Source organism: Psychrobacter sp. PSi21 (assembly GCF_054960615.1).
This window is the reverse complement of sequence record NZ_JBHNYR010000004.1, coordinates 152180-174337: the sequence shown is the minus strand read 5'-3', so window position 1 is coordinate 174337 and position 22158 is coordinate 152180. Positions and strand designations below refer to the sequence as shown.

The window sequence follows — 22158 nt, the reverse complement described above, 5'->3', positions numbered from 1 at the left end:
AAAACGGGCAGTCGTTATGACTGCCCGTTTTGTGATTTCACAGATGCCATTATGCGTTTAATCGCACCGTGCCAAAAGAAACCATGACCAACCGCTGTTATTCATGGGCACCGTCTTTGTGTACTAGATACCGCGCACAAAGGCTAATAAGGTGTCTTTTTCTGCTGATGTTAGTGCGTCAAAGCGTGCTTTGGTTGTCTGGGCCTCGCCGCCATGCCATAAAATGGCCTCTGTCAAACTGCTGGCGCGACCATCATGTAAAAAACGGGCTTCTGGGTCACGGGCGACAATGCCAATGCCCCACAGCGGCGGCGTACGCCACTCAAAGCTTTCAGCGTCTTTTTCTTTGACTCCATCGTCAAGACCTGCGCCCATATCATGCAAGAGCAAGTCGGTGTAGGGGTAGATGGTCTGCTGTGATAACACCCCAAAGCGGGTGCTGTCTCCTGTGGTTTGTTTGGGGGTATGGCAGCTGGCGCAGCCAACTTGGGTGAACAGTACTGCGCCTTCATTAAAGGTCGATAGATTGTTGATACGGCGTTCGGGTACTGCCAGCGCTGTCATAAAGTCCACAACAGCATCCAAGCTACTATCCGACACTTCAGGGCTACCGCCATTGGCTGCTGTCCAACAAATTGGCTGGTTAACAGTGCAGCTGGGGTCCATAAAGACAGACGTGGTCAGCCCCATATCCTGCGACATGGCATTGGCATTTTGAATGCGTAAGCTTGAATTGATGGCCTTCCAACCAAATCGGCCAACGTGGCGTTGTTGTCCGCTACCCACCCAGTGAACACGCCCACTGATACCATCTTGATCAAGGTCATCAGGGTCAGCGGCAGCGATGATATTCGTTTCTGGAATCAGATCTATCAGCCCCATTCCCACCAGCTGTGGTGAGATACGTCCGCTTAAGGATTTGGTTCCCAAGGGTTGGTTGGGGTCGGCTGGCGTAAAATCAAAGCGTACACCAGCAGGCACGTGGTCAGTGGCTGCTATTGATTGATAGCGTACCTGTCCTTCAGGAAGGATACTGGGATCGATACTTTGGTGCTGTATTTGCCCACCATAGTGATCATGATCAGCGCCTTGTGTATCACCTGCTCGGAACAGTATAGCGTCACTAAGGGTGCCATGATCGGTATAAATCGGCATGCGTCCCTCAGCGCTATGACACTCAGAGCATGAGGCGGCATTGAATAATGGCCCAAGACCATCGAACAATATTCGGCCTTCATTGGCAGGACGCCATTCAGTGATAAACAACTCACGCCCTGCAGACACACCGCTGAGCGTGTTGGTCGGGAGGCTGGGTATAATCTGTAAAAAAGGCCGCGTGATATCGGCATCAATCGTCGCACTACCGCCAGCAGGAGACCAGTTGGTATCGGTCGGGTCATCTGTAGGATCAGGTATCGTTGGAACGGTCGGGTCGCTTGGATTGGGTACAGGACTGGTAGCCGTCTCATCTGAGCCGCCGCAACCAGTCAATATCGTACTTAAGCTTAGGAGTGCAGGGCATATTATACGAGTAGCAGGCATTGGTTTTGCAGGTTGTACTGGCAAAGTGCGCATGGTGTTAAAGGGTGAGAACATGGGGTTACCTAAGGATGGGTTACCTAAAAAACGTAGTGGACAGCCACAGTTATCTTGATCACCAATTACAAAGGCGGAATGGTCAAATCCGCCTTTGTATTGGGATATTACAAGCTAAGCAAAGCGGCCAAAAATAATGATAGTGTGAGGTATGGCCAAGCTTGATTATTGCTCCGCTGCTTGGCTTGGCAAATCAATAGGAATGGGCGTGTTATACATCCATATATTTGCAGCATCTTGACTGCCCAACGAGCCCTCAAAGCTCCAGCCCCAAGTGTACAATTGATCATTATGGTCTTGCGCAATAAAGTGCAATGCGCCCATTGCGATATTGTCAATATTGATCAGATTGGGCAGCTTGTCCGTCGGCTCATTTAAATCTTCATATACGGTGTTGCCAGCACTGTTGGTTTCTCCAAACATGCCCCAAGGGTAGAGCTTACCGTTAGTGAGTAAGACGTAGCTGGTATTGCCGTTGGCATAGATCTGCTGTACTTCTTTATCCTCAAACCATGGCAGCTTAGTGGGTGAGGTCACGGTGCTGTCCCAGACCTGAGTACTGCCAGCAGGCGGCGTTGCCTCATAACCAACTTGGCTTTGGGCGTTAAGACCCCAGCCGTATACTGAGTGGTGGTTGGTCAGTGCCAAGACATGATCACGTCCGGCGGCAATTTGTATGACCTTTTCATCATCGGTATTTGCCGCATCCGTACTTGCTTGAGTAGCAAGGCTATCTGTCACTGGCGCGATAACAGTGATCCGTACAGGCGTGGCCGTCACATTGTCACAGTCTTCAGAAGTTTTGCAGGCAGTACCGCGCCCAAGGTTGGCATAGTCATCGGTGCCCCAGCCCCAAACTTGCCCTTTATCATCGAGTGCATAAGAGCTATCAGAGCTTGCCGCTACTTGAATGATGCGGCCCACGTTATCGGCTTCTGAGAAGTCAACTTGTACGGGTACATTGCTACTGTCCGTTGTCCCATCTCCCAATTGACCCATTGAGTTTTTACCAAACGCCCAAACCGTGCCATCCTCTGTCAGTACAAGGTTGTGCCTGTAACCTGCGGCAATCATCACCGCATTGTCAATGTTATCGACTGCGCCAATGTCCAGAATACAATCATCGGTACGCACGCAGCTGCTGTGTCCAAGCGACCCACGTCCCAACTGTCCAGATCGATCATCGCCCCAGCTATAGACGCGTCCGTCCTCGGAAATAGCCAGTGAGTGATTTTGGTTAAAGCTAAGGCTGGCAAATGTGGTCTGCGCGGTATTGACAAGTGTCGGCGTGTTGGGGTGCTGCGGATTGAGGGCGTTGTCTAAGACCCGCGACGTGGCAGTGCCAATGCCTGATTGCCCAGACTTGTTGCGACCCCAGCTGTACAAATGTCCTTCTCTGAGCGCACCAGTATGCGCGTTACCTGCCGCTATCTTATCGCCTAAATACAAGGTTTTACTGACGTTCAAAAGATTGCCAGTAGTATCTGCTGCTGTTAGCGTGATCTTATTGTTGCCTGCTTTTAAGAAAATCTGATCTTCAAAATGTCCAGTACTGTCGAGCGGTATGTCGCGCGGCGCCTCATCGTTTAGCTGATAAGTGAGTGACGCAACACCACCATCATCTTCTACCATCCCAGCAATAGATACGGACGATATGGCAGTATGTCCGTTGGTAAAATTGTCGCCCGTGGTCAGTAGGGGCGGCGTGACATCAGGTAACGTGGTGGTGGTTGAGTCAGTATCATTACCGCAAGCGGTCAATAACATGGTCGTGGTAGCAAGTAAAAGAGCCTGAGTCAGACGGGAAAAGCGCATAAATACCTCAAGGGAGAATGATGATGAACACGATCGTGGCACCGCGAGTGTAAAAGACGAGTAACAATAAATGATAATAGTATTACAAATAAGACTCATTATCAATAAATAAGTAAAAATGACCGCTGCTAGAATGGCCATAGTGAAAACAGCATGATGAGCGCCGCCAGTGTAGTAGCGGCGCATTTTAGGTGGGACAAAGAGGGGGAGGTTTGATTATTTGTTAGTATCCATCACGGATACTCTATTGCACCAAATCAGTGTGTTGATGGTTTGTTGCCTTAATTTGGTGCAAAAATATCCATTTTAGGGCAAGGGGATGAATAGCCAACGAAGCCAACAGATAAAAAATAACGTCAACATCAATGACCACTACAACCAATGCGATTTTTTAAACTTGTAATACAAGTAGCTACACAGCACCGCGATCAATATCAAAATGACAAAGTAAGAATAACGCCAATGCAGCTCTGGCATAAAGTCAAAGTTCATGCCATAAATACCTGCCACAGCCGTAGGGACAGCCAAAATACCCGCCCATGCGGCAAGCTTACGCACCACTTCGTTTTGACCCATATTGACCATTGCCATATAGGTGTCCATCGCCACGCTCAGCATCTCGTTGATACCATTGACTGCATCAAGTGCACGCAGCAGGTGATCATTGACGTCGCGAAAGTAGGGCTTCGCTGCGTAAGGAAAAGAGGAGACCAAGTCGTTCTTTTTGTGATTGATAAAAAAGTTACAGATGTCTTGTACGGGCAGGATGACGGCGCGCATATGAACCAGCTGCGACTTGAGTTCGTACAGGTTTTTGAGGGTGTGTTTGCTAAACTCGTAGGTAAAAATATTGCGCTCTTGCTCACGCAAATAGCTGCCCAAGCGGTCGGTGATCGGAATATAGTTATCGACGATAAAATCCAAAATCGCGTGCAAGATAAAAATGGGCCCCATCCGCAGCTTTTCAGGGCGGCGATGGCAATGCTCGCGCACAGGTGCGTAGGAGTTTGACGGCCCAGTACGAATGGTAATGAGGTAGTTTTTACCCATAAAAATGGCGGTGGTGCCATAGCGAATCAGATTACCCTCAAGTTTTGCCGTTCGTACCACCAAAAAGATGGTGTCGTTATTGTAGTTTTCTACCTTGGCACGCTGATGATCGCCAAAGGCATCCTCAATCGCCAATTCGTGGAGGTCAAAGGCACTTTGCACCTCAGAGATGGTCTGAAAACTTGGGTCGTACAGCCCCAGCCAGATAAACTGATTGTTATTGGTCAGTGCTTTACTGACATCATCGAGCGCGACGGCATTGAGCTGCTTACCCGTTTTGCGCGAATAGGCATAGCAGTTGACCACCTCATTGGGATTGGATTGCTCAATATCCTCATAACGTTCGGACTCAGGGTCGTAGATGGTCATGGTCTCAAGCGTATTTTCAGGTGATGAGTCCGCATCACCATAGATATAGCTGTCAAGGTCGTTCAGATAAGCGTGCTCTTCGATAGTATCTTCGGTGAGATGATCGGTATTAGAATCAGGGACGATACGTGTGGTTGTTTTTATGGTGTGGTCGTCATCGCGGCTCATGCGTACATCCTTACCCTAAATCAAAGAGTGGTGATAATATATGTGGTGACAGACACATCACCATCAGATCGTGCTGATTTATAGCGCGTAGCGCTTCAATGTATCGATATCGACGAGCGTCAGCAGGCTCTCGTGACAGGCTTCAAGCTTGAGCGGCGGTGCCATATCAAAGTCCAAGGCTTCAACCCAGCGTAGCGCACAGATGCACCAGTAATCCCCTGGCTGCAGGCCTGCGAAATTATATTCTGGCAGCGGGGTGATCAAATCATTGCCGCGACTGGCCGAAAAGTTCAAAAACTCGCTGGTCATCTTGGCGCAGACAGTATGTTGTCCCACATCGCGATGACCAGTATGGCAAAAGCCATTGCGGTAGTAGCCCGTGAGCGGGTCAAAGCAGCAGCTGGCAAGTGCAGTGCCCAGTACATTGGCTTGGTTGTTTTCGGGACTTGGGTGATAGTCAGATGGCATAAACCCTCCAAAAATAAGCGGCATAAAAAAACAAACAAGCAGGAGCGTTTGTCTGTTTTGTGATAAAAAAGAACAGCCTAGCTATGGTCTGATAACGCGGTCTGATTGCGCCTGTATCGCCAGTGCCGAGCTGATGCGCTAGTGTACCATGAGTTAGGGGACTTATTATCACCCAGAAACGGTTAATCAGCACATCTGTCGTATAGACAAATTCGCCGTAAAAACCGCCCTCTGTATCGTGAAAACTCAGCGAATTGTACGCTGATAAACCCGACTAAATTGTGACTAGGAGAAACGTAATGGCTATGCTAAACTGAGGCGTAAAGTGCCTTGAACACTGATCATATTAATGTAGTCGCAATAACAGTCGCGCCATCATTCTAACCCATACTTATTTGTCTGCCCTTTTGGGTTACCTAATATTTTTGATGATAATTGGGTCTATGATGTTGTGTGTTAAAAACCTGCTGCGTCTACTATTATTGTAATTGTCATTATCCTCTTATCATGCCGCGTTTTTTGGTAAGCGATACGCCAAACAAGGATTTATTGTGTCTGCCAGTTCTGATTCTGCTACGCTCGCCCCTTCATCGACCACCCTTTCTGCCACTCAGCCGCAGGCGCATAGCGACTCACATGAGCACTCTCAGAGCAGTTCTGCGTCCAGTCGTTTGCCTTATTTGAGCAATTTTGCCGCTGAGGTTGCCAACAGTTGGCTGCTGCCAGATGGGGTGGTCGATGTGTTGTTTGAAGACGCGCAAAAACAAGAAGTCCTGCGCCATCAGTTGACCCAGCAGCTCATCACTCATGGCTACCAGTTGGTATGCCCGCCGATGATTGAGTATACCGAATCGCTGCTCAGCGAAGCATCAGAAGACCTTAAGCGTCAAACCTTCAAAATCATCGACCAGCTGACGGGTCGCTTGATGGGTGTGCGCGCGGATATTACCCCGCAGATTTTGCGTATTGATGCGCACCATGGTGGTGAGGGCATCGCACGCTACTGCTATGCAGGCCATGTGATTCATACCTTGCCCTCAGGGTTATTTGGTTCACGCACGCCGCTACAGCTGGGTGCAGAGATTTTTGGTTGTGCATCACTGAGCGCTGATATCGAGCTGGTTGATGTGTTATTTGGTATGATTGGTAGCTTACAGATGAGCGCGGTGCTGCACATTGACTTGGGTCATGTGGCGATATTCAAGCGCTTGTCAGTGCTTGCAGAATTGACGGATAACGACACTGAGCAGTTGATGCATCTGTATGCCAACAAAAACTTGCCAGAGCTAAAACGTGTCTGCCAGACGTTACCGATGGGCGGTGATTTTTATGCGTTAGCCCGTCATGGTCATGACATGAGTCAGCTGCTTGCTACGCTATCAGAAAAAGCGCAGCAAGATACGCTGATTGCGACAGCCGTTGATGAATTACAGCGCTTAAAAACCCATTTAGAGCAGCAGTGGCAGTGCCAAGTGAGTATTGATGTGACTGAGCTGTCAGGTTATCACTATCACACTGGCATTATTTTCAACGGCTATATCAATAACGAAACCCAGCCTTTGGTACGTGGTGGTCGTTTTGATGGTATGCAGCGCTATAGCGAGACGCCGCGTGAGGCGACTGGCTTTAGTATGGATGTCAGTCGCTTGTTGGCGCACATTCAGCTGGTTGCCCCTATGGTGGTCTTGGTTGACCACGCATCTGCAGCCTCAGCAAATACGGAACAGCAGCAGAGTCTGCACGCGCAAGTGGCGCTGCTGCGTCAGCAAGGCTATCGCGTAACCATGCCGCTTGACGACAGCGATCAGCCAGCTGGCATGACGCACCGATTGTCTCTGACAGATGGACTATGGCACCTGCAGGCCATCTAATTCGCCGTTAGGCCATTTACTTTTTTCATATTAGTCGACACGGTTGACTATATCGTACACACCTCAATACACAATGGTAAGGATTAAACATGGGTAAGAATGTCGTAGTTTTAGGTAGTCAATGGGGCGATGAAGGCAAAGGTAAAATCGTCGATTTGCTTACTGAAAAGGCATCAGCGGTTGCGCGTTTTCAAGGCGGTCACAATGCTGGTCACACCCTAGTTGTGGATGGCAAAACCACCGTCTTGCACCTTATCCCCTCTGGTATCTTGCGTGAAGGCGTCAAATGCTTTATTGGTAACGGTGTGGTACTGGCTCCTGATGCCCTATTAAAAGAGATGAAAGAGCTTGAGGCCAATCAAGTACCAGTTCGTGAGCGCTTGCGCATTTCACCAAACTGCCCGCTTATCATGCCTTATCACGTGGCACTCGACCAAGCTCGTGAAGCCAAGCGCGGCACTGGCAAAATCGGCACCACTGGTCGCGGCATTGGCCCTGCCTATGAAGACAAAGTAGCCCGCCGTGCGATCAAGCTTGCTGACTTGTTCCGTAACGATTTAGAAGAAAAGCTACGCAACCTGATTGGATACCACAACTTCCAGTTGACTGAGTACTACAAGGTTGAAGGCGTTGATTTTGACGAAACGTACAAGCTATGCCAAGAGTGGAAAGCTGAGATCACAGGCATGGTGACTGATGTGACCGAAGAGCTTGACCAGTTGCGCCGCGAAGGCAAAAACCTGATGTTTGAAGGTGCGCAGGGTACTTTGCTTGATATCGATCACGGTACGTATCCTTTTGTCACCAGCTCAAGCACCACCGCTGGCGGCGTATCAACGGGTACTGGTATTGGCCCATTGTACTTAGATTACGTTCTTGGTATCACCAAAGCCTATACCACTCGTGTTGGTAGCGGCCCGTTCCCAACAGAGTTGTTTGATGATGTGGGCGCACATTTGGCCAAAGTTGGTCACGAGTTTGGCGCAACCACAGGCCGTGCACGTCGCTGCGGTTGGTTTGATGCTGAAGCGCTACGCCGCGCGGTGGTACTCAACTCACTATCAGGCATCTGCTTGACCAAGCTTGATGTACTAGACGGCCTTGATGAAATTCGCATCGGTGTCGGCTATGATTTGCCTGAAACCGAGTGTGAAGGCGCGCATGATGCTGAGTTTTATGAAACCGTAACGCCAAAATACGAAACATTGGCAGGCTGGACTGAGTCGACTGTAGGCGTGACCAAGTATGATGATTTGCCTGAAAATGCCAAAATCTACATCAAGCGTATCGAAGCATTGATCGATTGCCCAGTAGATATCATTTCAACTGGCCCAGATCGCGAAGAAACCATCGTATTGCGCGACCCATATGATGCATAATTGATCACCCTGTAGTGTGACGCGTATGACAAATAACCCCAGTGCTGAGCAGTGGGGTTTTTGTCTATCCGCGTGGTGGCTTATGATGCTGGCTGACGGTTACCTTTTCGTTGCCTGTATTGTCAAATTACCGCTATCATTTATGGGCTTAATCATTATAATAGGCAGCAAGCACGCGCTGACCCTCTTATGTGTTAATAATCAAGCATATCGGCTGGGCCATGTCTGCGTGGTGAGCACCAACAATACCATTTTATTTTAATTTTTTTATTAGGAGCTTTACATGGCTAACGAACGTACGCTATCGATCATCAAACCTGACGCTGTTGCTGGCAACCACATCGGCGCCATCTATGACCGTTTCGAAAAAGCGGGTTTGACCATTGTTGGCGCAAAAATGCTACAACTGGACGACGAAAAAGCGGGCGGTTTTTACGCTGAGCACGCTGAGCGTCCATTTTACAACGACCTAAAAGCCTTTATGACTTCAGGCCCAGTATTGGTATCAGTACTTGAAGGTGACAACGCTATCGCGAAGCACCGCGAAATTATGGGCGCGACCAACCCAAAAGAAGCGGCTGAAGGCACTATCCGTGCTGATTTTGCGAGTAGCATCGACGAAAACGCGGTTCATGGTTCAGACTCAGCAGAGTCAGCACAGCGTGAAATCAGCTACTTCTTCAATGACGACGAAGTATGCGCTCGTACGCGCTAATGCCAGTATGATTGCCAGCCGATAACGCGGATGTGCTTTCACGCTTAGTATTGCCAAACGGCTTATATCCAATCGGGTATAAGCCGTTTGAGTTATAATAAAAATGGTTTTGGTACAAATCAGATTTGACGCCTGTGGTTGCCAGCTGGGGTTGTCGATTGAAATTTGCCCCATCTCACCTCATGATATGTAAGTGGCTATGCTAATAATAGCCTCGATACCAAACCACACGTTAGCAAGCCCTTATCAGCCCGCTGTGGTTACCGAGCACCAACACCTCGTGCTGATAGCGGCTTGCTTATGTTTTATGGGTTTTAAACCCCTCATTTTATGCCAATAGGTCACCGATTATGTCCACTGTTCAAACTGCCTCTCAGCCAACATCATCGCCTGCCAAGCGCGGTAATATTGCGCTTGTTGATGAAGCCCAAGCCAAAACCAACTTATTGGGGATGACGCCTGCGCAGCTGGCCGAATATTTCAAGAGTATTGGTGAAAAGCCGTTTCGAGCGACCCAAGTGATCAAGTGGATTTATCAGCATGGGGTGACAGACTTTGCGCAAATGACCAATTTGAGCAAATCACTGCGTGACAAGTTGACCACGCATGCGCATGTGACGCCGCCAAAAGTATTGCACCGCAAGTTTAGCGATGATGGCACGCGTAAATGGGTGTTTGAAGTTACTGGCGGTTCATTGGTTGAGACGGTGTTGATCCCCGCTGATGACAGCAAATCCAATGGCCGTAAAACCTTGTGTATCTCATCGCAAGTCGGCTGCGCGCTAGATTGTAGTTTTTGCAGTACCGGTAAGCAAGGCTTTGAGCGTGATCTCAGTGCCGCTGAGATATTGGGGCAGCTTTGGGTGGCCAATGCGTCTTATATGACCGATGAAAATGACAGCCTAGCGCATGTCGATCACAGTACATGGGAAAACCAAGTCACCAATGTGGTGATGATGGGTATGGGTGAGCCGCTGCTTAACTATCGTCCCGTGGTCAGTGCCATGGAGCTGATGCTAAGCGATCATGCTTATGGCTTGTCCAAGCGCCGCGTGACCTTATCTACCTCAGGTGTCGTGCCTAAAATGTATGATCTAGCAAAAGAAATCGATGTTGCATTGGCCATCTCATTGCATGCGCCAAATGACGCGCTGCGTGATGAGCTGGTGCCCATCAACAAAAAATATCCGCTAGATGAATTGATGGCAGCCGCCAGAAATTATGTTTATGACATCAATCCGCGCCACAAAAAACACGTTACCATCGAGTATGTGATGCTGGATGGTGTTAATGACAGCGACGAGCATGCCAAGCAGCTGGTGGCCTTGCTTGATGATCTGCCAAGTAAAATCAACTTAATTCCATTCAATCCTTTTCCGCATGCACCTTATGATAAGTCGAGCAACAACCGAATCCATGCCTTTAGCAACATCTTAAGTCAGGCAGGCTTTGTGTGTACCATTCGTCAGACGCGCGGTGATGACATCGATGCCGCTTGTGGACAGCTGGTGGGGCAGGTGGCTGATCGCACCAGACGCTCCGCCGCGTGGCAAAAAAGCATTCAAGAGCGTCAGGCCAGTGAGTAGGTTGTAGCAGCACTGAGATCAATCGTGAGCAATAGAGCGGTCATTACTGTCATTTTTATGTCTGGGTGGTAACAGAAATGTAGCCGAGTCAACTAAATTGTACTTAAAGGGGTCAAATCTATTAAACTGAGGGCTCGTTGAAACATGTACTGAATCACAGTTTTATGATGGCGGCTATAATGACTTCTAAACACTCTTATCAGATGAACTATCAACAAGATCATACCACCCACTTACCACACCTGTCTCAAAGTTGCGGCACCATAGCACGTGGCACTCATGGCGCGCGTAAAGGCCTGCTGCTGGCAGGTTTATTGACCAGCACTTTATTGGTCGGCTGTCAAACCGTGCCTGCCAATGACTTATCAAATATTGGCGCCTATCAAGGTTCATCATCGCCGCGCAGCGACCGTGCTCCCGACAAACAAGAGGTGGCACGCGTTCGTACGTCACTAGCCGCGCAGTACATCCGCCAAAACAAGCTTGATACCGCGCAGCAGCAGCTAGAAAAAGCGTTTGCTGCTGATAGCCGATATGCGCCAGCCTATGATATGATGGGCGTTTTGTTGCAAAAAGAAGGCAGCAAGGTCAACTTAGACAAAGCTGATAGCTACTTTAAAAAAGCCATCGCATTTGATCCTGAGTTTGAGCAAGCACGTAACAACTATGGCGTATATTTGTCGCAAATGAAGCGTTACCGCGAGGCGGCGGCGCAGTTTGAGATTGCAGGGTCAGCGCTGGGGTATGATGGACGTATTGGCGCTCTTGAAAACCTAGGCCGCACCTATCTAAAGCTTGACAATAGTCCTGCCGCTATCAAAGCCTTTGTGCGTGCGCTTGAGGGTAACCGCAATAGCTTGATTGCCCATATTGAGCTGGTGGATTTGTTGCTTGAGCAAAAGCGGATATTGCAAGCGCAAAACCTTTATGATGAAACCCTAATGCTCATCCGAGGGCAAGGCACCAGTCCGCGTATACTGTTACAAGGTATCAGACTGGCGGCCGCGCAAAACGATCAGCGTAGCCAGCAGCAGCTCTCGCAGCAATTGTTATCAGCATATCCTCTGAGCAGGGAAGCGAAACAACTAAAAACTTGGCTCAAAAATCCAGAGGCCCCATGGAAATGACCACGCCGCCAGCAGATAAGTCCACAAGCGAGCTAGGATCTTTTGGCAGTATGCTACAACAGGCACGTACCTCGCAGCAGATCAGTATTGACGAGGCGGCAGATGAGTTGTTCATTCTAAAGCGCCATCTACAAGCGCTGGAAACAGAAGATTTTGCGGCATTACCTCAGCATGTGTTTGCGCGTGGCTTTGCCATCAACTACGCCAAGTTTCTGCAGCTTGATACCGATCAGGTTGCTGAGCGTTTTGATGCCGCTTATCCTGACGCGCTCAAACCTAGCGCCGCGTCCGCCATAACCTTGCCGATGGCGCCAGTCGGCAGCTTGTCACGCAGCAGCGGTCGCCGTCTTCGTATCAACCCGTTTTTGATCGTGGCACTTATCGCGCTTGTGGCGCTGGCTGTATTTTTATTTAATATGGTCAATCAAGCCAGCAAAGACAACCAAGCTGACCTATCATCCCCAGAGGTTGTCAGTCTATCAGAGCAGGAACAAGGAGCCGCGCTGAGCAGCCAAGGCAGTAGTATCGGCGCTGCTGGGTCAGCGCTTAATTTGGATGCTGCTGAGACGGCTGAAGACGCGGCACTTGATATTAGTATCAATGATGCGGTGACGCTAACCGTTAAAGATGCAGAAGGTGACACACTATTGGCAGGCGATCAAAATCGTGGTGATTATCGCTTAAAGGGTACGCCACCGTTTGATATTACCATTGCAGATATCGATAAGGTAACGCTACAGCTGAACCAAGAAACGGTGTCTTTGGCGCAATATGCCACCGATGATAAGCAAGCCACGTTTAGCTTAGCGCCGTAACTGCTATTGAAGCAGCCTTATATACTTTTAAGGTACATTGACCACGCTGCAGATAAAGCTGCAATTTTTTACTGTTTTATGCAGCTAGGTTCACTATCATATGCGCATGACTGCGCTTATCGTCAGTCTTAATGATGGCTCAGATTACCGTTATTTATTATGTGTCCGCCTTTGGTTGGATAAGGATTTTATATGTCAACACCATCGCCTATTAAACGTCGTCCTACAAAAAAAATATATGTTGGTGATGTCGCGATCGGTGGCGATGCTCCGATTAGCGTACAGAGCATGACCAACACCGATACTTGTGATGTGGCCGCGACCGTCGCCCAGATCGAGCGCTGCGTTGAAGCTGGCGCTGACTTTATGCGCGTCTCTACGCCCACGATGGATACGGTTGACGCGTTTGGCGAGATTCGTAAACGTGTTAGCGTACCATTGGTGGCCGATGTGCATTTTGATCACAAAATCGCGCTCGCTGTGGCAGAAGCGGGCGCAGACTGCTTGCGTATCAACCCAGGTAACATTGGTAGTGATGCCAAAGTACGCGAAGTTGTGGCTTGCGCCCGCCATCATAATATTCCGATTCGTATTGGGGTCAATGCAGGTTCGCTCGAAAAAGACATTCAGCGCAAATACGGTGAGCCAACTGGCGAAGCCATGCTTGAATCTGCCATGCGTCATATCGACATCTTAGAGCGTTTAAACTTTGATCAATACAAAGTCTCTGTCAAAGCCAGTAACGTCTTTTTGACCTTGGACGCTTACCGCTTGCTGTCTGCCCAGATTGATAATCCGCTGCATTTAGGGGTGACTGAAGCAGGGGTATACCGTACAGGTACGGTCAAATCAGCCATTGCCCTTGGTGGTTTATTATTAGATGGTATCGGTGATACCATGCGTATCTCATTGGCCGCCGAGCCTGAAGAAGAGATCAAAATTGGCTTTGATATTCTAAAGTCGCTCAACATTCGCTCTAATGGCGTAAATTTTATTGCTTGTCCGAGCTGTTCCCGTCAAGAATTTGATGTGATTCGGGTGATGACCGCACTTGAATCTCGTCTTGAAGACGTGCGCGAGCCAATGGATTTGTCAGTGATTGGCTGCAAGGTTAATGGTCCCGGTGAAGCCAAAGAATCCGATATCGGTATTGTGGGCGCAGCACCAAAGTCATTGGTTTACCGTATGGGTCAAAAAAGCCATCTGATCGACACCGACAAGTTGGTTGATGAAATCGAAGCAATGGTACGCGCCCATGCCGATGATTTGGCAAAACAGCGCGAGAATGAGATCATTCGCGTCAAGTAACTCGTAGGGTTTGTCATTGCAAGACAGTCAGCACTATACCCAAAAAAACAACAACCATTGCGCCACTATGTGAGGATAAAAGCAAATCATGATTAAAGCGATCAAAGGGTTTAACGATATTTTACCAAGTCAATCGGCCGCATGGCTGCATCTTGAGTCGATTTTGGCGGATGTGCTGGGCAGATATGGTTTTGAGCATATTCGTCTGCCTATTGTCGAGCAGACTGATTTGTTTGCCCGTGCGATTGGCGGCGCGACGGACATTGTTGAAAAAGAGATGTATAGCTTTGCTGACAAATCAGAGCCACCAACGCCATTGACTTTGCGTCCAGAAGGAACGGCAGGGGCAGTGCGCGCTGTGATTGAGCATAATTTGCTACGCGGTGATACGCCCAAGCTGTGGTACATCGGCCCTATGTTTCGCTATGAGCGTCCGCAAAAGGGACGCTATCGTCAGTTTCATCAGCTGGGTGTTGAGAGCTTTGGCAGTGCGCTCCCTGATGCGGATGCAGAGCTGATCGCCATGACTGCGTTGATGTGGCAAGCGCTGGGGCTGCAAGATGAGCTTTGCTTGGAGCTTAACAGCTTAGGCGAGATTGATGAGCGCCGTGCGTACCGTGATGCGCTAGTAACTTATTTGACAGACAAGCAAGCGCAGCTTGATGATGACAGCAAACGCCGCTTGACCACCAACCCTTTGCGCATCCTTGATAGCAAAGATGCCAGTACGCAGGCGCTGTTAGCTGATGCGCCAAAGTTGGCTGACTTTTTGGGCGAAGACAGCCGTGCTCATTTTGAGCAGGTACAGGCCTATCTGACCGCACTGGGTATTGACTATGAGATCAACCCGCACTTGGTGCGTGGTTTGGATTATTATAATAAAACCGTTTTTGAGTGGGTGACCGACAAGCTTGGTAGCCAAGCAACGGTCTGTGCTGGTGGGCGCTATGATGGCCTGATCGGTCAGCTTAAATCAACGGGCAAAGACAAACCTGCCAAATCAGAGCCAGCCATTGGCTTTGCCATGGGGCTTGAGCGCCTGCTGTTGTTGATTGAAGCGGTCGCGCCGTTTGCTGAAACCAGTGCTTGCGACGTGTTTGTGGTGGCACATCCTGATGTTTATGATGCGGGCATGCGTTATGCGCAAACGCTGCGTTATAATCGCACTGATTTGCGCGTTAAAATGGCTAGCGCCACCAGTCTCAAAGCGCAAATGAAAAAAGCGGACAAATCGGGCGCTGCCTTGACCGTTATTTTGGCGCAGCAAGAGCTGGCGGATAACACCATCAGTATCAAAGACATGCGAAATGGTGAGCAGCAAACGGTCGCTCAAGATTGGCTGCTAGATACGGCTAATTTTTCAGTGTAACGCGGTCATTGGTGCATCAATAGCGCCAGCTTCATTGCATAGAGGGTATAAGCAGTGACGCTGGCCAGTTTTATCAACCGTACATTTTTAATCACTCGTTTTATCAGGTAAACAACCATGGTTCAGACTCCTAATTCGCCGCCAGCAGACAACTCGATGCAAGCGCTCAAGCAGTATGGCGGCTACATCGTCACCGCCATCATAGTGGCATTGGCAGGTTACTTTGGCTGGACATACTGGCAAGAAAACCATGCGCGTGTGGACACCGTTGCCGCCGATCATTATGCAGATATTCAAAAGCTTAATGAAGAAGTCAGCTTGGCCGCGCAAAACCCAGATCTTGAAGCCGATGCCAAAGCGGCACTAGAAACCAGTCGCACTGAGCTAAACCAAGATATTGATACACTGGTACAGACCCATGGTGACTCTGTTTATGCGTGGCAAGCATTGATGATCAAGGCACGTCAGCAGGCTGATAATAATGATTTTGAAGCCGCAGCAGCGACGCTCAAACAAGCCTTAGCAGTTGATTTAGGTGATGCAGGATTGAGCGCCATTACCCGTTTACGCTATGCTGAAGTGTTACTGGCATCAGGGGATGCAGATGCCGCCCTAGCTGAAGCCAACAACGACTTGCCAAGCTCGTTTGAAGCCAGTCAGCAAGAGCTGATGGGTGATATTTATATGGCTCAAGAAGACAAAGATGCCGCTATCCAAGCTTACAATAACGCTTGGGAGTTGCTGCGCGATCGTCAAGAGTCACGTGCAGTCTTGGCGCTAAAAATGGAAAGCTTAGGCATTGTGGCAGAACCTATCGAAGCGGAATCACCGTTGATACAAGCCGCTCCAGCGCCTGAGCAGCCAGTAGTGGAAGTTGCTGACACCCCTGAGTCAGCAGCACAATAAATCCACAAACGCGCATATTTATAACAATAATGTCACCCTATAGTGTCCATGTGATTCTATTAATGACTGTACACTTATTCGTAGTGAGAACTAATAATGACCCCATCTATTCGCCAAACCAAAACCGTTAAAGCGGCACTCATGAATGTGGCCGTATTGGCACTCATGAGCACCGCTGTTGTTGGCTGTAACCGCGGCATCAAACCTGTGGTCAATGATCCTGTTAAATTGGTACAAATCGCTCAGCCGATCAGCGTGCTGCAACCGGTGTTTAGTGTGGATATGGGCAACAAAAAAGCCAGTCGCAAAGATCCATTGGACCTGCGCGTTGGTTACGACAATGGTCAAATCGTCACCGCATCACGTGGCGGTGATTTGACAGGCTTTGACGGCAATGGTAATAGCTTGTGGTCGATCAATGTGGGTGATCAAATTACAGGCGGTGTCGCCGTCGATGCATTCAGTCATACGGCGATTGTCTCTACGCGTGACGGAAAAGTGTTGGCTATCGACACGGAGACCGGTGCCAAGCGCTGGCAACAGCAACTGTCAGGTACGGTACTCACACCCGCTCTAATCAGCAATAACCGCGTTATCTTATCTGCCAATGATGGCTTCTTACATGGTTTGTCATTACAAACGGGTCAGTCAGTATGGCAATTTGCCACTCAAGTACCTGCTATTAGTGTGCGAGGTAGCGCCGCACCGACTCTGCTTGATGACAAAACGGTGCTGCTCGCTACCGCTGATGGCCGCTTACATGCCATCACCACAGACAGCGGATTGCCGCAGTGGTCACGCCGCGTCGGTGTGGGTATGGGCAGTAGCGAAGTAGAACGGATGAGCGACGTAGATGGTCAGCCTATTGTGGACAACAACCAGCTGTTTGCAGTCAGTTATAGCGGTCAGCTGCTTGGGATTGATTTGGCATCGCGGCAAGTGATGTTTATGAATGAACTTGCCAGCTTGAAGGCGCTCGCGGTGAACAATCAGCAGGTGATTGGTACCAGCCTAGATGGCAATGTAGTGGCTTATAATCGCCGTAATGGCCAAGTGATTTGGGAAAGTGATGAGCTTGCCTACCGTCATTTGACCAACCCTGTGATGATTGGTAGCTATATTGCTGTGGGCGATTTTGATGGCGTGATCCATGTCTTTGATCCAGCAACGGGCAACATTGTCAGCCGCGTTCAAAGTAACGGGTCGCTCAGCAGTTTGCAGGCTCAAGGTAACTTACTCATGAGCCAAAGCGAGTCAGGCCACGTTAATATCTGGCAGCTGGCACGCTAGTTCTGCTGCCATGTTTTAAATCGACTGGGTTAAACGGTTAACAGCCACTTTTTACTCAGGGTACTGACGCGTACCATTGGTTTAATACCTTGTGCTGGCGCTGAGTTTCGCGTAATCTATGCGCCCTTATCTATCATGTGTTATCGGCGGCCAAGCATCTCGTTGTTGCCGATAGCTTGCGATATCTGTATTATTATTTTTATTATCATTCATTTAAGTTTGCGGTCATAAACAGCGCTGTTGTTGCCATTGTCCGTCACTGAGAGTAACGCATGAGTATCAAACCAGTGGTTGCCTTGATTGGTCGCCCAAACGTTGGCAAATCTACCTTGTTCAACCAGTTCACCAAAAGCCGACAAGCACTGGTTGCTGACCTGTCGGGTTTGACCCGAGATCGTCAGTATGGCGACGCAGAGTATGAAGGTAAGTCCTTTATTGTGGTAGACACTGGCGGCATTGGCGAGGCAGATGACGGTAGCGGTGACATCGACGACTATATGTCAGAGCAGTCGCATACGGCTATACATGAAGCAGATATTATCGTATTTGTAGTCGATGCACGTGTGGGCATGATCGGAGCAGATGCTGAGATCGGCAAATTTTTACACACCTTGGGCAAACCAGTCTACGTGGTTGCCAACAAAGTCGATGGCGTTCATGACTCAGCGCCAGCGGAGTTTTATGCGCTGGGACTGGGTGAGCCGTTCCCTATGGCTGCCAGTCACGGCCGCGGTGTGGGCAACTTGTTAGAAGCATTGACCGCTGATATGCCTGAGCAAGAAGCCTCTCATGAGCCTGATGGCTTAAAGCTGGCCATCATCGGTCGTCCTAATGTTGGTAAGTCTACACTGGTGAATCGCTTATTGGGCGAGGATCGTGTGGTGGTGTTCGACATGCCAGGAACGACGCGTGATAGTATTTATATTCCTTATAAGCGTGATGGCAAAAACTATGTGTTGATTGATACTGCTGGGGTGCGCCGTCGTGGCCGTATCGATGAAAAGGTCGAAAAATTCTCGGTTATCAAAACCTTGCAAGCGATTAAAGACTCAAACGTAACAGTGATCGTCATTGATGCTCAAGAAGGTATTGTGGATCAAGACTTGCACATGATAGGTTACGCGCTTGATGCTGGTCGTGCGTTGGTGGTTGCGATCAACAAGTGGGATGGTCTCAGTGATGTGCAAAAAGATGCCGTGAAGTTTGAGATGGAGCGCCGCTTTAGTTTTATACCATATGTCAAAGTGCACCTGATTTCAGCACTGCATGGCACAGGTGTGGGCAATCTGTATCCGTCGATCTTGCGCGCCTATCAGTCATCAATGTTTGAGGTCTCGACCAACCGCTTAACCCAAATCTTGCAAGACGCGGTTACTGCCAATCCGCCGCCAGCGGTATCTGGACGCCGAATCAAGCTGCGTTATGCTCACATTGGTGGTCATAACCCGCCAGTGATTGTGATACATGGTAACCAGACAGGCTCGTTGCCAAAAAGTTATCAGCGTTATTTGGAAAACCAGTTTCGTGGCGTGTTTAAGCTTGAAGGTACACCGCTGAATGTGGTCTTTAAGCTTAATGAAAACCCATATGCCAATCGTAACAGTACCCCAACCAAAGCCAAAGCACAGCAGCTGCGCCAGCGCAAACGTGTTCGCGACTTTAAAAAGGGTGACAAAAAAGCCTCACAGCGTCCGCCTAAAAAAGGTACAAAATAACATTGAGTTTTTCCTGTGAAATATCACTATTTATGGGCGCTATATTTCTGAAAATCCTGTATTTTTATAATGAATGGTCACGATAGCGGTCATTCATTATAAATAACCACGCAACTGTCCCGCAGTACATTTTTATCATGTAATATAGATCGACGTTACTTTTATTCAGTTACATGACATGCGTAAATACTCTAACAAAACCATTGCCACCTTTATTCAGCACTCTATCATCAGAACGGTGGTAGTGGCGGCCATGGTCGTCTCTTTACTGTCTTTTATTTACGGCTTCGTTCATCATTATCAAGAAAAACGTCTGCATATCCAGCAGCTTGCTGAGTTATTGGCACAAAATGCTGCGACACCAAATGGTGCGGATCTGGTCGCGGCGCAAGTGAATATGCTTCTAGACAGCGACCCCAGCATTCAAAGTATTGTTTTTTACAGTACTAATTATCCAGTCGCTACCTTTGATCAAGCCAGTATCGAGCAAACCAATAACGATTGGTACAATGCCTTACTGGCGCAGACCGTCAGCTTTAACCGTGCCGTGACCAGTCGAGAGTCACCAGAGCGCTCAGAAATTGGTACAGGAGATGCTATTGAGACCGCTCAGACGGCAGAAGTATCAGAGGTATCAGATCAAGCAACGCTACTGGGCTATATCAATATCACATTAGATATTAATACCATGCGTTTACAGTGGTTGCGTCGTGATTTGCTTTTGTGGTTGTTGACACTGACGCTGGGTATTGCGCTGGTTTGGTCGGTGCTGCGTCAGCTGAACTGGCCCTCGAAAGACATCACTGAGCTGACTAAAGTGTGCGAGATGGTCAGTACTGATCCGAGTATCAAACAATTGCCCGTCATTCAGCAGCGTTTTGAGTTCCAAGATTTAAGGCAAATTCGATTTGCTTTTATTGAGCTATTTAACCGTTTGGCGGCGGCTGATAGGAAAATTGCTGAGTTTGCCGAGCTAGAACAAACGCTGCGTGATAAAGATATCTCGCTGGATATTCAGCGACATAACTTTCAAAGTATGATTACCCATGAATTAAAAACGTCACTAAATGCCATCTCAGGTGGTCTGCAACTGCTGAATACCCAATACCTTAATGCAGAGCAAAAAGACATACTGGCGATTATTCAAAAGGGCAGTCATCACTTAGATACCACTCTTGAGCAAATCATTCAATTGAATAAAATAGAAAAAGGCCAAGTTGGGGTGCATATCAGTACCTTTAGCCCGCTACAGTTGCTTTCAGATCTCTTTACGGAGTTTGAGCCGATTGCCAAACAAAAAGAGCTGGAGCTCAGTCATCGGGTGCATCATACCGATTATGAGCTACGTGGTGATGTGAATAAAATCAAGCAAGTTCTGAGCACGTTAATAGAAAATGCGATCAAATTTACCCAAGTGGGTCAAATCACAGTTGACTCGCAGCTGAGCCATTTCAATGAGAGTGTTCGGTGGCAGCTGAAAGTGATTGATACAGGTATTGGCATTGATAGTAAGTATCTTGATGATATCTTCACCCCATTTTTTCAGGTCGATCCGAGCCGCACTCGTGAATATGAAGGTGCTGGAGTTGGGCTGCCTGTGGTCAAACAACTGTTACAATTACTCAATGCGTCCATCAAAGTTAACAGCAACTTCGGCTCAGGTAGTGAGTTTATGGTGATCATGCCATTACAAAACACCTATTACGCGGTAGAGCAGCAACAAAAACTGCTCTCAGAGCTTAGAGTCAGTTATTATTATAACCGTGATGACGTAGAGATGGTGGCGATGCTGCGAAATATTGGAGCGCATGTGGTTAGCCAGCAGTATCAAAAAGCGACGTTATCCATCACCCATATTGATATCATGATGATTGCAGCAGATATCCGTATAGAAAAGGCGATCCAGATTGCACGTCATATACGTGAGCATGAGGGTGATCAGCGCGCCATTATCGTTTATTGGTATCCACCGCACAAAACCGCTATGGCCAATGATTTTGAGTATATGCTCAAAGCAGTTGGTGTGGATTATTGCCAGCCTACGATCAGTGATAGTGATGCACTGTACTCATTGCTACAACAATGGCTGGGCTGGGTATAAGGCTTAGCGGTTATGTTATGGTGACCAGTAATTCATAATAAAAAACGCATCACTCCATAAGCGTGATGCGTTTTTTGCGATAAGTAATTTTTGCGTGGTATTCAATAGACCTCTTGCAAAAGTCATAGGTTAAGCTCGGAATTAACGATACCAGCAAACAGCTTCATTCTAAGATCATAGCGCTGACGACGGTTGCGATATTTATGAGCCACGATTTTGAACAACTTAATTAAGCCTATTTTGTGTTCAACCACAATACGGAACCTTGCCAGATAGTGATTGACCTGTTTGCATATCTCCAGTAACTGACCACCACGAGGTTTCTTAAATGGCGTGAAAGTTTGGTTATGTAGTTTTGCTAACCCCTGATAACCACTATCGGCTAATAGCTTAGCGTCAAAAGGCAACCAGTCAGCATAAGTATCTCTATAGAGCTTAAAATCGTGGATCGACCCTTTGGATGTTTGCACATCTAATATCAAGCCTGTTTGCCAATGAACAATAACCTGC

The 22158-nt window shown here is 48.3% G+C and carries 16 protein-coding genes and 1 pseudogene; 12 read left to right on the top strand and 5 right to left on the bottom strand.

Annotation, left to right across the window (positions count from 1 at the left end):
* Positions 1-123: 123 nt before the first annotated feature.
* The 4 genes from ACFI32_RS04380 to ACFI32_RS04365 all read right to left on the bottom strand — a co-directional run bounded on the left by ACFI32_RS04380 (position 124) and on the right by ACFI32_RS04365 (position 5466).
* Complete coding sequence (locus ACFI32_RS04380) at positions 124-1596, bottom strand: di-heme oxidoredictase family protein (RefSeq protein WP_462625282.1); 1473 nt, start codon at positions 1594-1596, stop codon at positions 124-126.
* A gap of 165 nt (positions 1597-1761) precedes the next feature.
* Entirely contained in the window at positions 1762-3411 is a 1650-nt protein-coding gene (locus ACFI32_RS04375) for an RCC1 domain-containing protein (RefSeq protein WP_462625281.1), read from the bottom strand.
* Between the two features lie 372 nt (positions 3412-3783).
* On the bottom strand, positions 3784-4998 hold the full coding sequence (gene corA, locus ACFI32_RS04370) for a magnesium/cobalt transporter CorA (RefSeq protein WP_462625280.1): 1215 nt from the start codon (positions 4996-4998) through the stop codon (positions 3784-3786).
* 78 nt (positions 4999-5076) lie between these two features.
* Positions 5077-5466 (bottom strand): DUF2237 family protein, encoded by a 390-nt coding sequence (locus ACFI32_RS04365; RefSeq protein ID WP_462625279.1) that lies wholly within the window; start codon positions 5464-5466, stop codon positions 5077-5079.
* A gap of 551 nt (positions 5467-6017) precedes the next feature.
* Here ACFI32_RS04365 and ACFI32_RS04360 point away from each other — a divergent pair.
* The 12 genes from ACFI32_RS04360 (at position 6018) to ACFI32_RS04305 (ending at position 21648) form a co-directional block, all read left to right on the top strand.
* Positions 6018-7337, top strand: coding sequence for an ATP phosphoribosyltransferase regulatory subunit (locus ACFI32_RS04360; RefSeq protein ID WP_462625278.1), 1320 nt, complete (start codon positions 6018-6020; stop codon positions 7335-7337).
* Between the two features lie 89 nt (positions 7338-7426).
* Positions 7427-8716 carry an adenylosuccinate synthase gene (locus ACFI32_RS04355; RefSeq protein WP_462625277.1) on the top strand — a complete coding sequence of 430 codons (1290 nt, stop codon included), beginning with the start codon at positions 7427-7429 and terminating at the stop codon, positions 8714-8716.
* Between the two features lie 283 nt (positions 8717-8999).
* On the top strand, positions 9000-9431 hold the full coding sequence (gene ndk, locus ACFI32_RS04350; RefSeq protein WP_462625276.1) for a nucleoside-diphosphate kinase: 432 nt from the start codon (positions 9000-9002) through the stop codon (positions 9429-9431).
* A gap of 350 nt (positions 9432-9781) precedes the next feature.
* Positions 9782-11017: a dual-specificity RNA methyltransferase RlmN gene (rlmN, locus tag ACFI32_RS04345; protein WP_462625274.1), complete on the top strand. Its 1236-nt coding sequence runs from the start codon at positions 9782-9784 to the stop codon at positions 11015-11017.
* Between the two features lie 179 nt (positions 11018-11196).
* Positions 11197-12144, top strand: a complete 948-nt coding sequence (gene pilW / locus ACFI32_RS04340; protein WP_462625273.1) for a type IV pilus biogenesis/stability protein PilW — start codon at positions 11197-11199, stop codon at positions 12142-12144.
* Positions 12135-12959, top strand: a complete 825-nt coding sequence (locus tag ACFI32_RS04335; protein ID WP_462625272.1) for a helix-turn-helix domain-containing protein — start codon at positions 12135-12137, stop codon at positions 12957-12959. The genes pilW and ACFI32_RS04335 overlap by 10 nt, the downstream gene beginning before the upstream one ends.
* Before the next feature lie 192 nt (positions 12960-13151).
* The gene (gene ispG, locus ACFI32_RS04330) at positions 13152-14267 is read left to right on the top strand and encodes a flavodoxin-dependent (E)-4-hydroxy-3-methylbut-2-enyl-diphosphate synthase (RefSeq protein ID WP_462625271.1); all 1116 of its coding nucleotides are present in this window, start codon (positions 13152-13154) and stop codon (positions 14265-14267) included.
* A gap of 88 nt (positions 14268-14355) precedes the next feature.
* The gene (hisS, locus tag ACFI32_RS04325; protein WP_462625270.1) at positions 14356-15636 is read left to right on the top strand and encodes a histidine--tRNA ligase; all 1281 of its coding nucleotides are present in this window, start codon (positions 14356-14358) and stop codon (positions 15634-15636) included.
* Between the two features lie 117 nt (positions 15637-15753).
* Entirely contained in the window at positions 15754-16542 is a 789-nt protein-coding gene (locus ACFI32_RS04320; protein WP_462625269.1) for a YfgM family protein, read from the top strand.
* A 96-nt stretch (positions 16543-16638) separates the two neighbouring features.
* Positions 16639-17832 (top strand): outer membrane protein assembly factor BamB, encoded by a 1194-nt coding sequence (gene bamB, locus ACFI32_RS04315; protein WP_462625268.1) that lies wholly within the window; start codon positions 16639-16641, stop codon positions 17830-17832.
* A gap of 272 nt (positions 17833-18104) precedes the next feature.
* Positions 18105-19547 carry a ribosome biogenesis GTPase Der gene (der, locus tag ACFI32_RS04310; protein WP_462625267.1) on the top strand — a complete coding sequence of 481 codons (1443 nt, stop codon included), beginning with the start codon at positions 18105-18107 and terminating at the stop codon, positions 19545-19547.
* 178 nt (positions 19548-19725) lie between these two features.
* Complete coding sequence (locus ACFI32_RS04305; protein ID WP_462625266.1) at positions 19726-21648, top strand: sensor histidine kinase; 1923 nt, start codon at positions 19726-19728, stop codon at positions 21646-21648.
* Positions 21649-21770: 122 nt separating this feature from the next.
* Here the strand turns inward: ACFI32_RS04305 and ACFI32_RS04300 are convergent.
* Positions 21771-22154, bottom strand: a pseudogene (locus ACFI32_RS04300) (transposase family protein); the annotation flags it as partial.
* Between the last annotated feature and the right edge of the window lie 4 nt (positions 22155-22158).

Excerpts from the sequence above, each read along its gene's own strand:
- ACFI32_RS04380 (WP_462625282.1), bottom strand. The coding sequence starts at position 1,596 with ATGTTCTCACCCTTTAACACCATGCGCACTTTGCCAGTACAACCTGCA.
- ACFI32_RS04375 (WP_462625281.1), bottom strand. The coding sequence starts at position 3,411 with ATGCGCTTTTCCCGTCTGACTCAGGCTCTTTTACTTGCTACCACGACC.
- corA (WP_462625280.1), bottom strand. The coding sequence starts at position 4,998 with ATGAGCCGCGATGACGACCACACCATAAAAACAACCACACGTATCGTC.
- ACFI32_RS04365 (WP_462625279.1), bottom strand. The coding sequence starts at position 5,466 with ATGCCATCTGACTATCACCCAAGTCCCGAAAACAACCAAGCCAATGTA.
- ACFI32_RS04355 (WP_462625277.1), top strand. The coding sequence starts at position 7,427 with ATGGGTAAGAATGTCGTAGTTTTAGGTAGTCAATGGGGCGATGAAGGC.
- ndk (WP_462625276.1), top strand. The coding sequence starts at position 9,000 with ATGGCTAACGAACGTACGCTATCGATCATCAAACCTGACGCTGTTGCT.
- rlmN (WP_462625274.1), top strand. The coding sequence starts at position 9,782 with ATGTCCACTGTTCAAACTGCCTCTCAGCCAACATCATCGCCTGCCAAG.
- pilW (WP_462625273.1), top strand. The coding sequence starts at position 11,197 with ATGACTTCTAAACACTCTTATCAGATGAACTATCAACAAGATCATACC.
- ACFI32_RS04335 (WP_462625272.1), top strand. The coding sequence starts at position 12,135 with ATGGAAATGACCACGCCGCCAGCAGATAAGTCCACAAGCGAGCTAGGA.
- ispG (WP_462625271.1), top strand. The coding sequence starts at position 13,152 with ATGTCAACACCATCGCCTATTAAACGTCGTCCTACAAAAAAAATATAT.
- hisS (WP_462625270.1), top strand. The coding sequence starts at position 14,356 with ATGATTAAAGCGATCAAAGGGTTTAACGATATTTTACCAAGTCAATCG.
- ACFI32_RS04320 (WP_462625269.1), top strand. The coding sequence starts at position 15,754 with ATGGTTCAGACTCCTAATTCGCCGCCAGCAGACAACTCGATGCAAGCG.
- bamB (WP_462625268.1), top strand. The coding sequence starts at position 16,639 with ATGACCCCATCTATTCGCCAAACCAAAACCGTTAAAGCGGCACTCATG.
- der (WP_462625267.1), top strand. The coding sequence starts at position 18,105 with ATGAGTATCAAACCAGTGGTTGCCTTGATTGGTCGCCCAAACGTTGGC.
- ACFI32_RS04305 (WP_462625266.1), top strand. The coding sequence starts at position 19,726 with ATGCGTAAATACTCTAACAAAACCATTGCCACCTTTATTCAGCACTCT.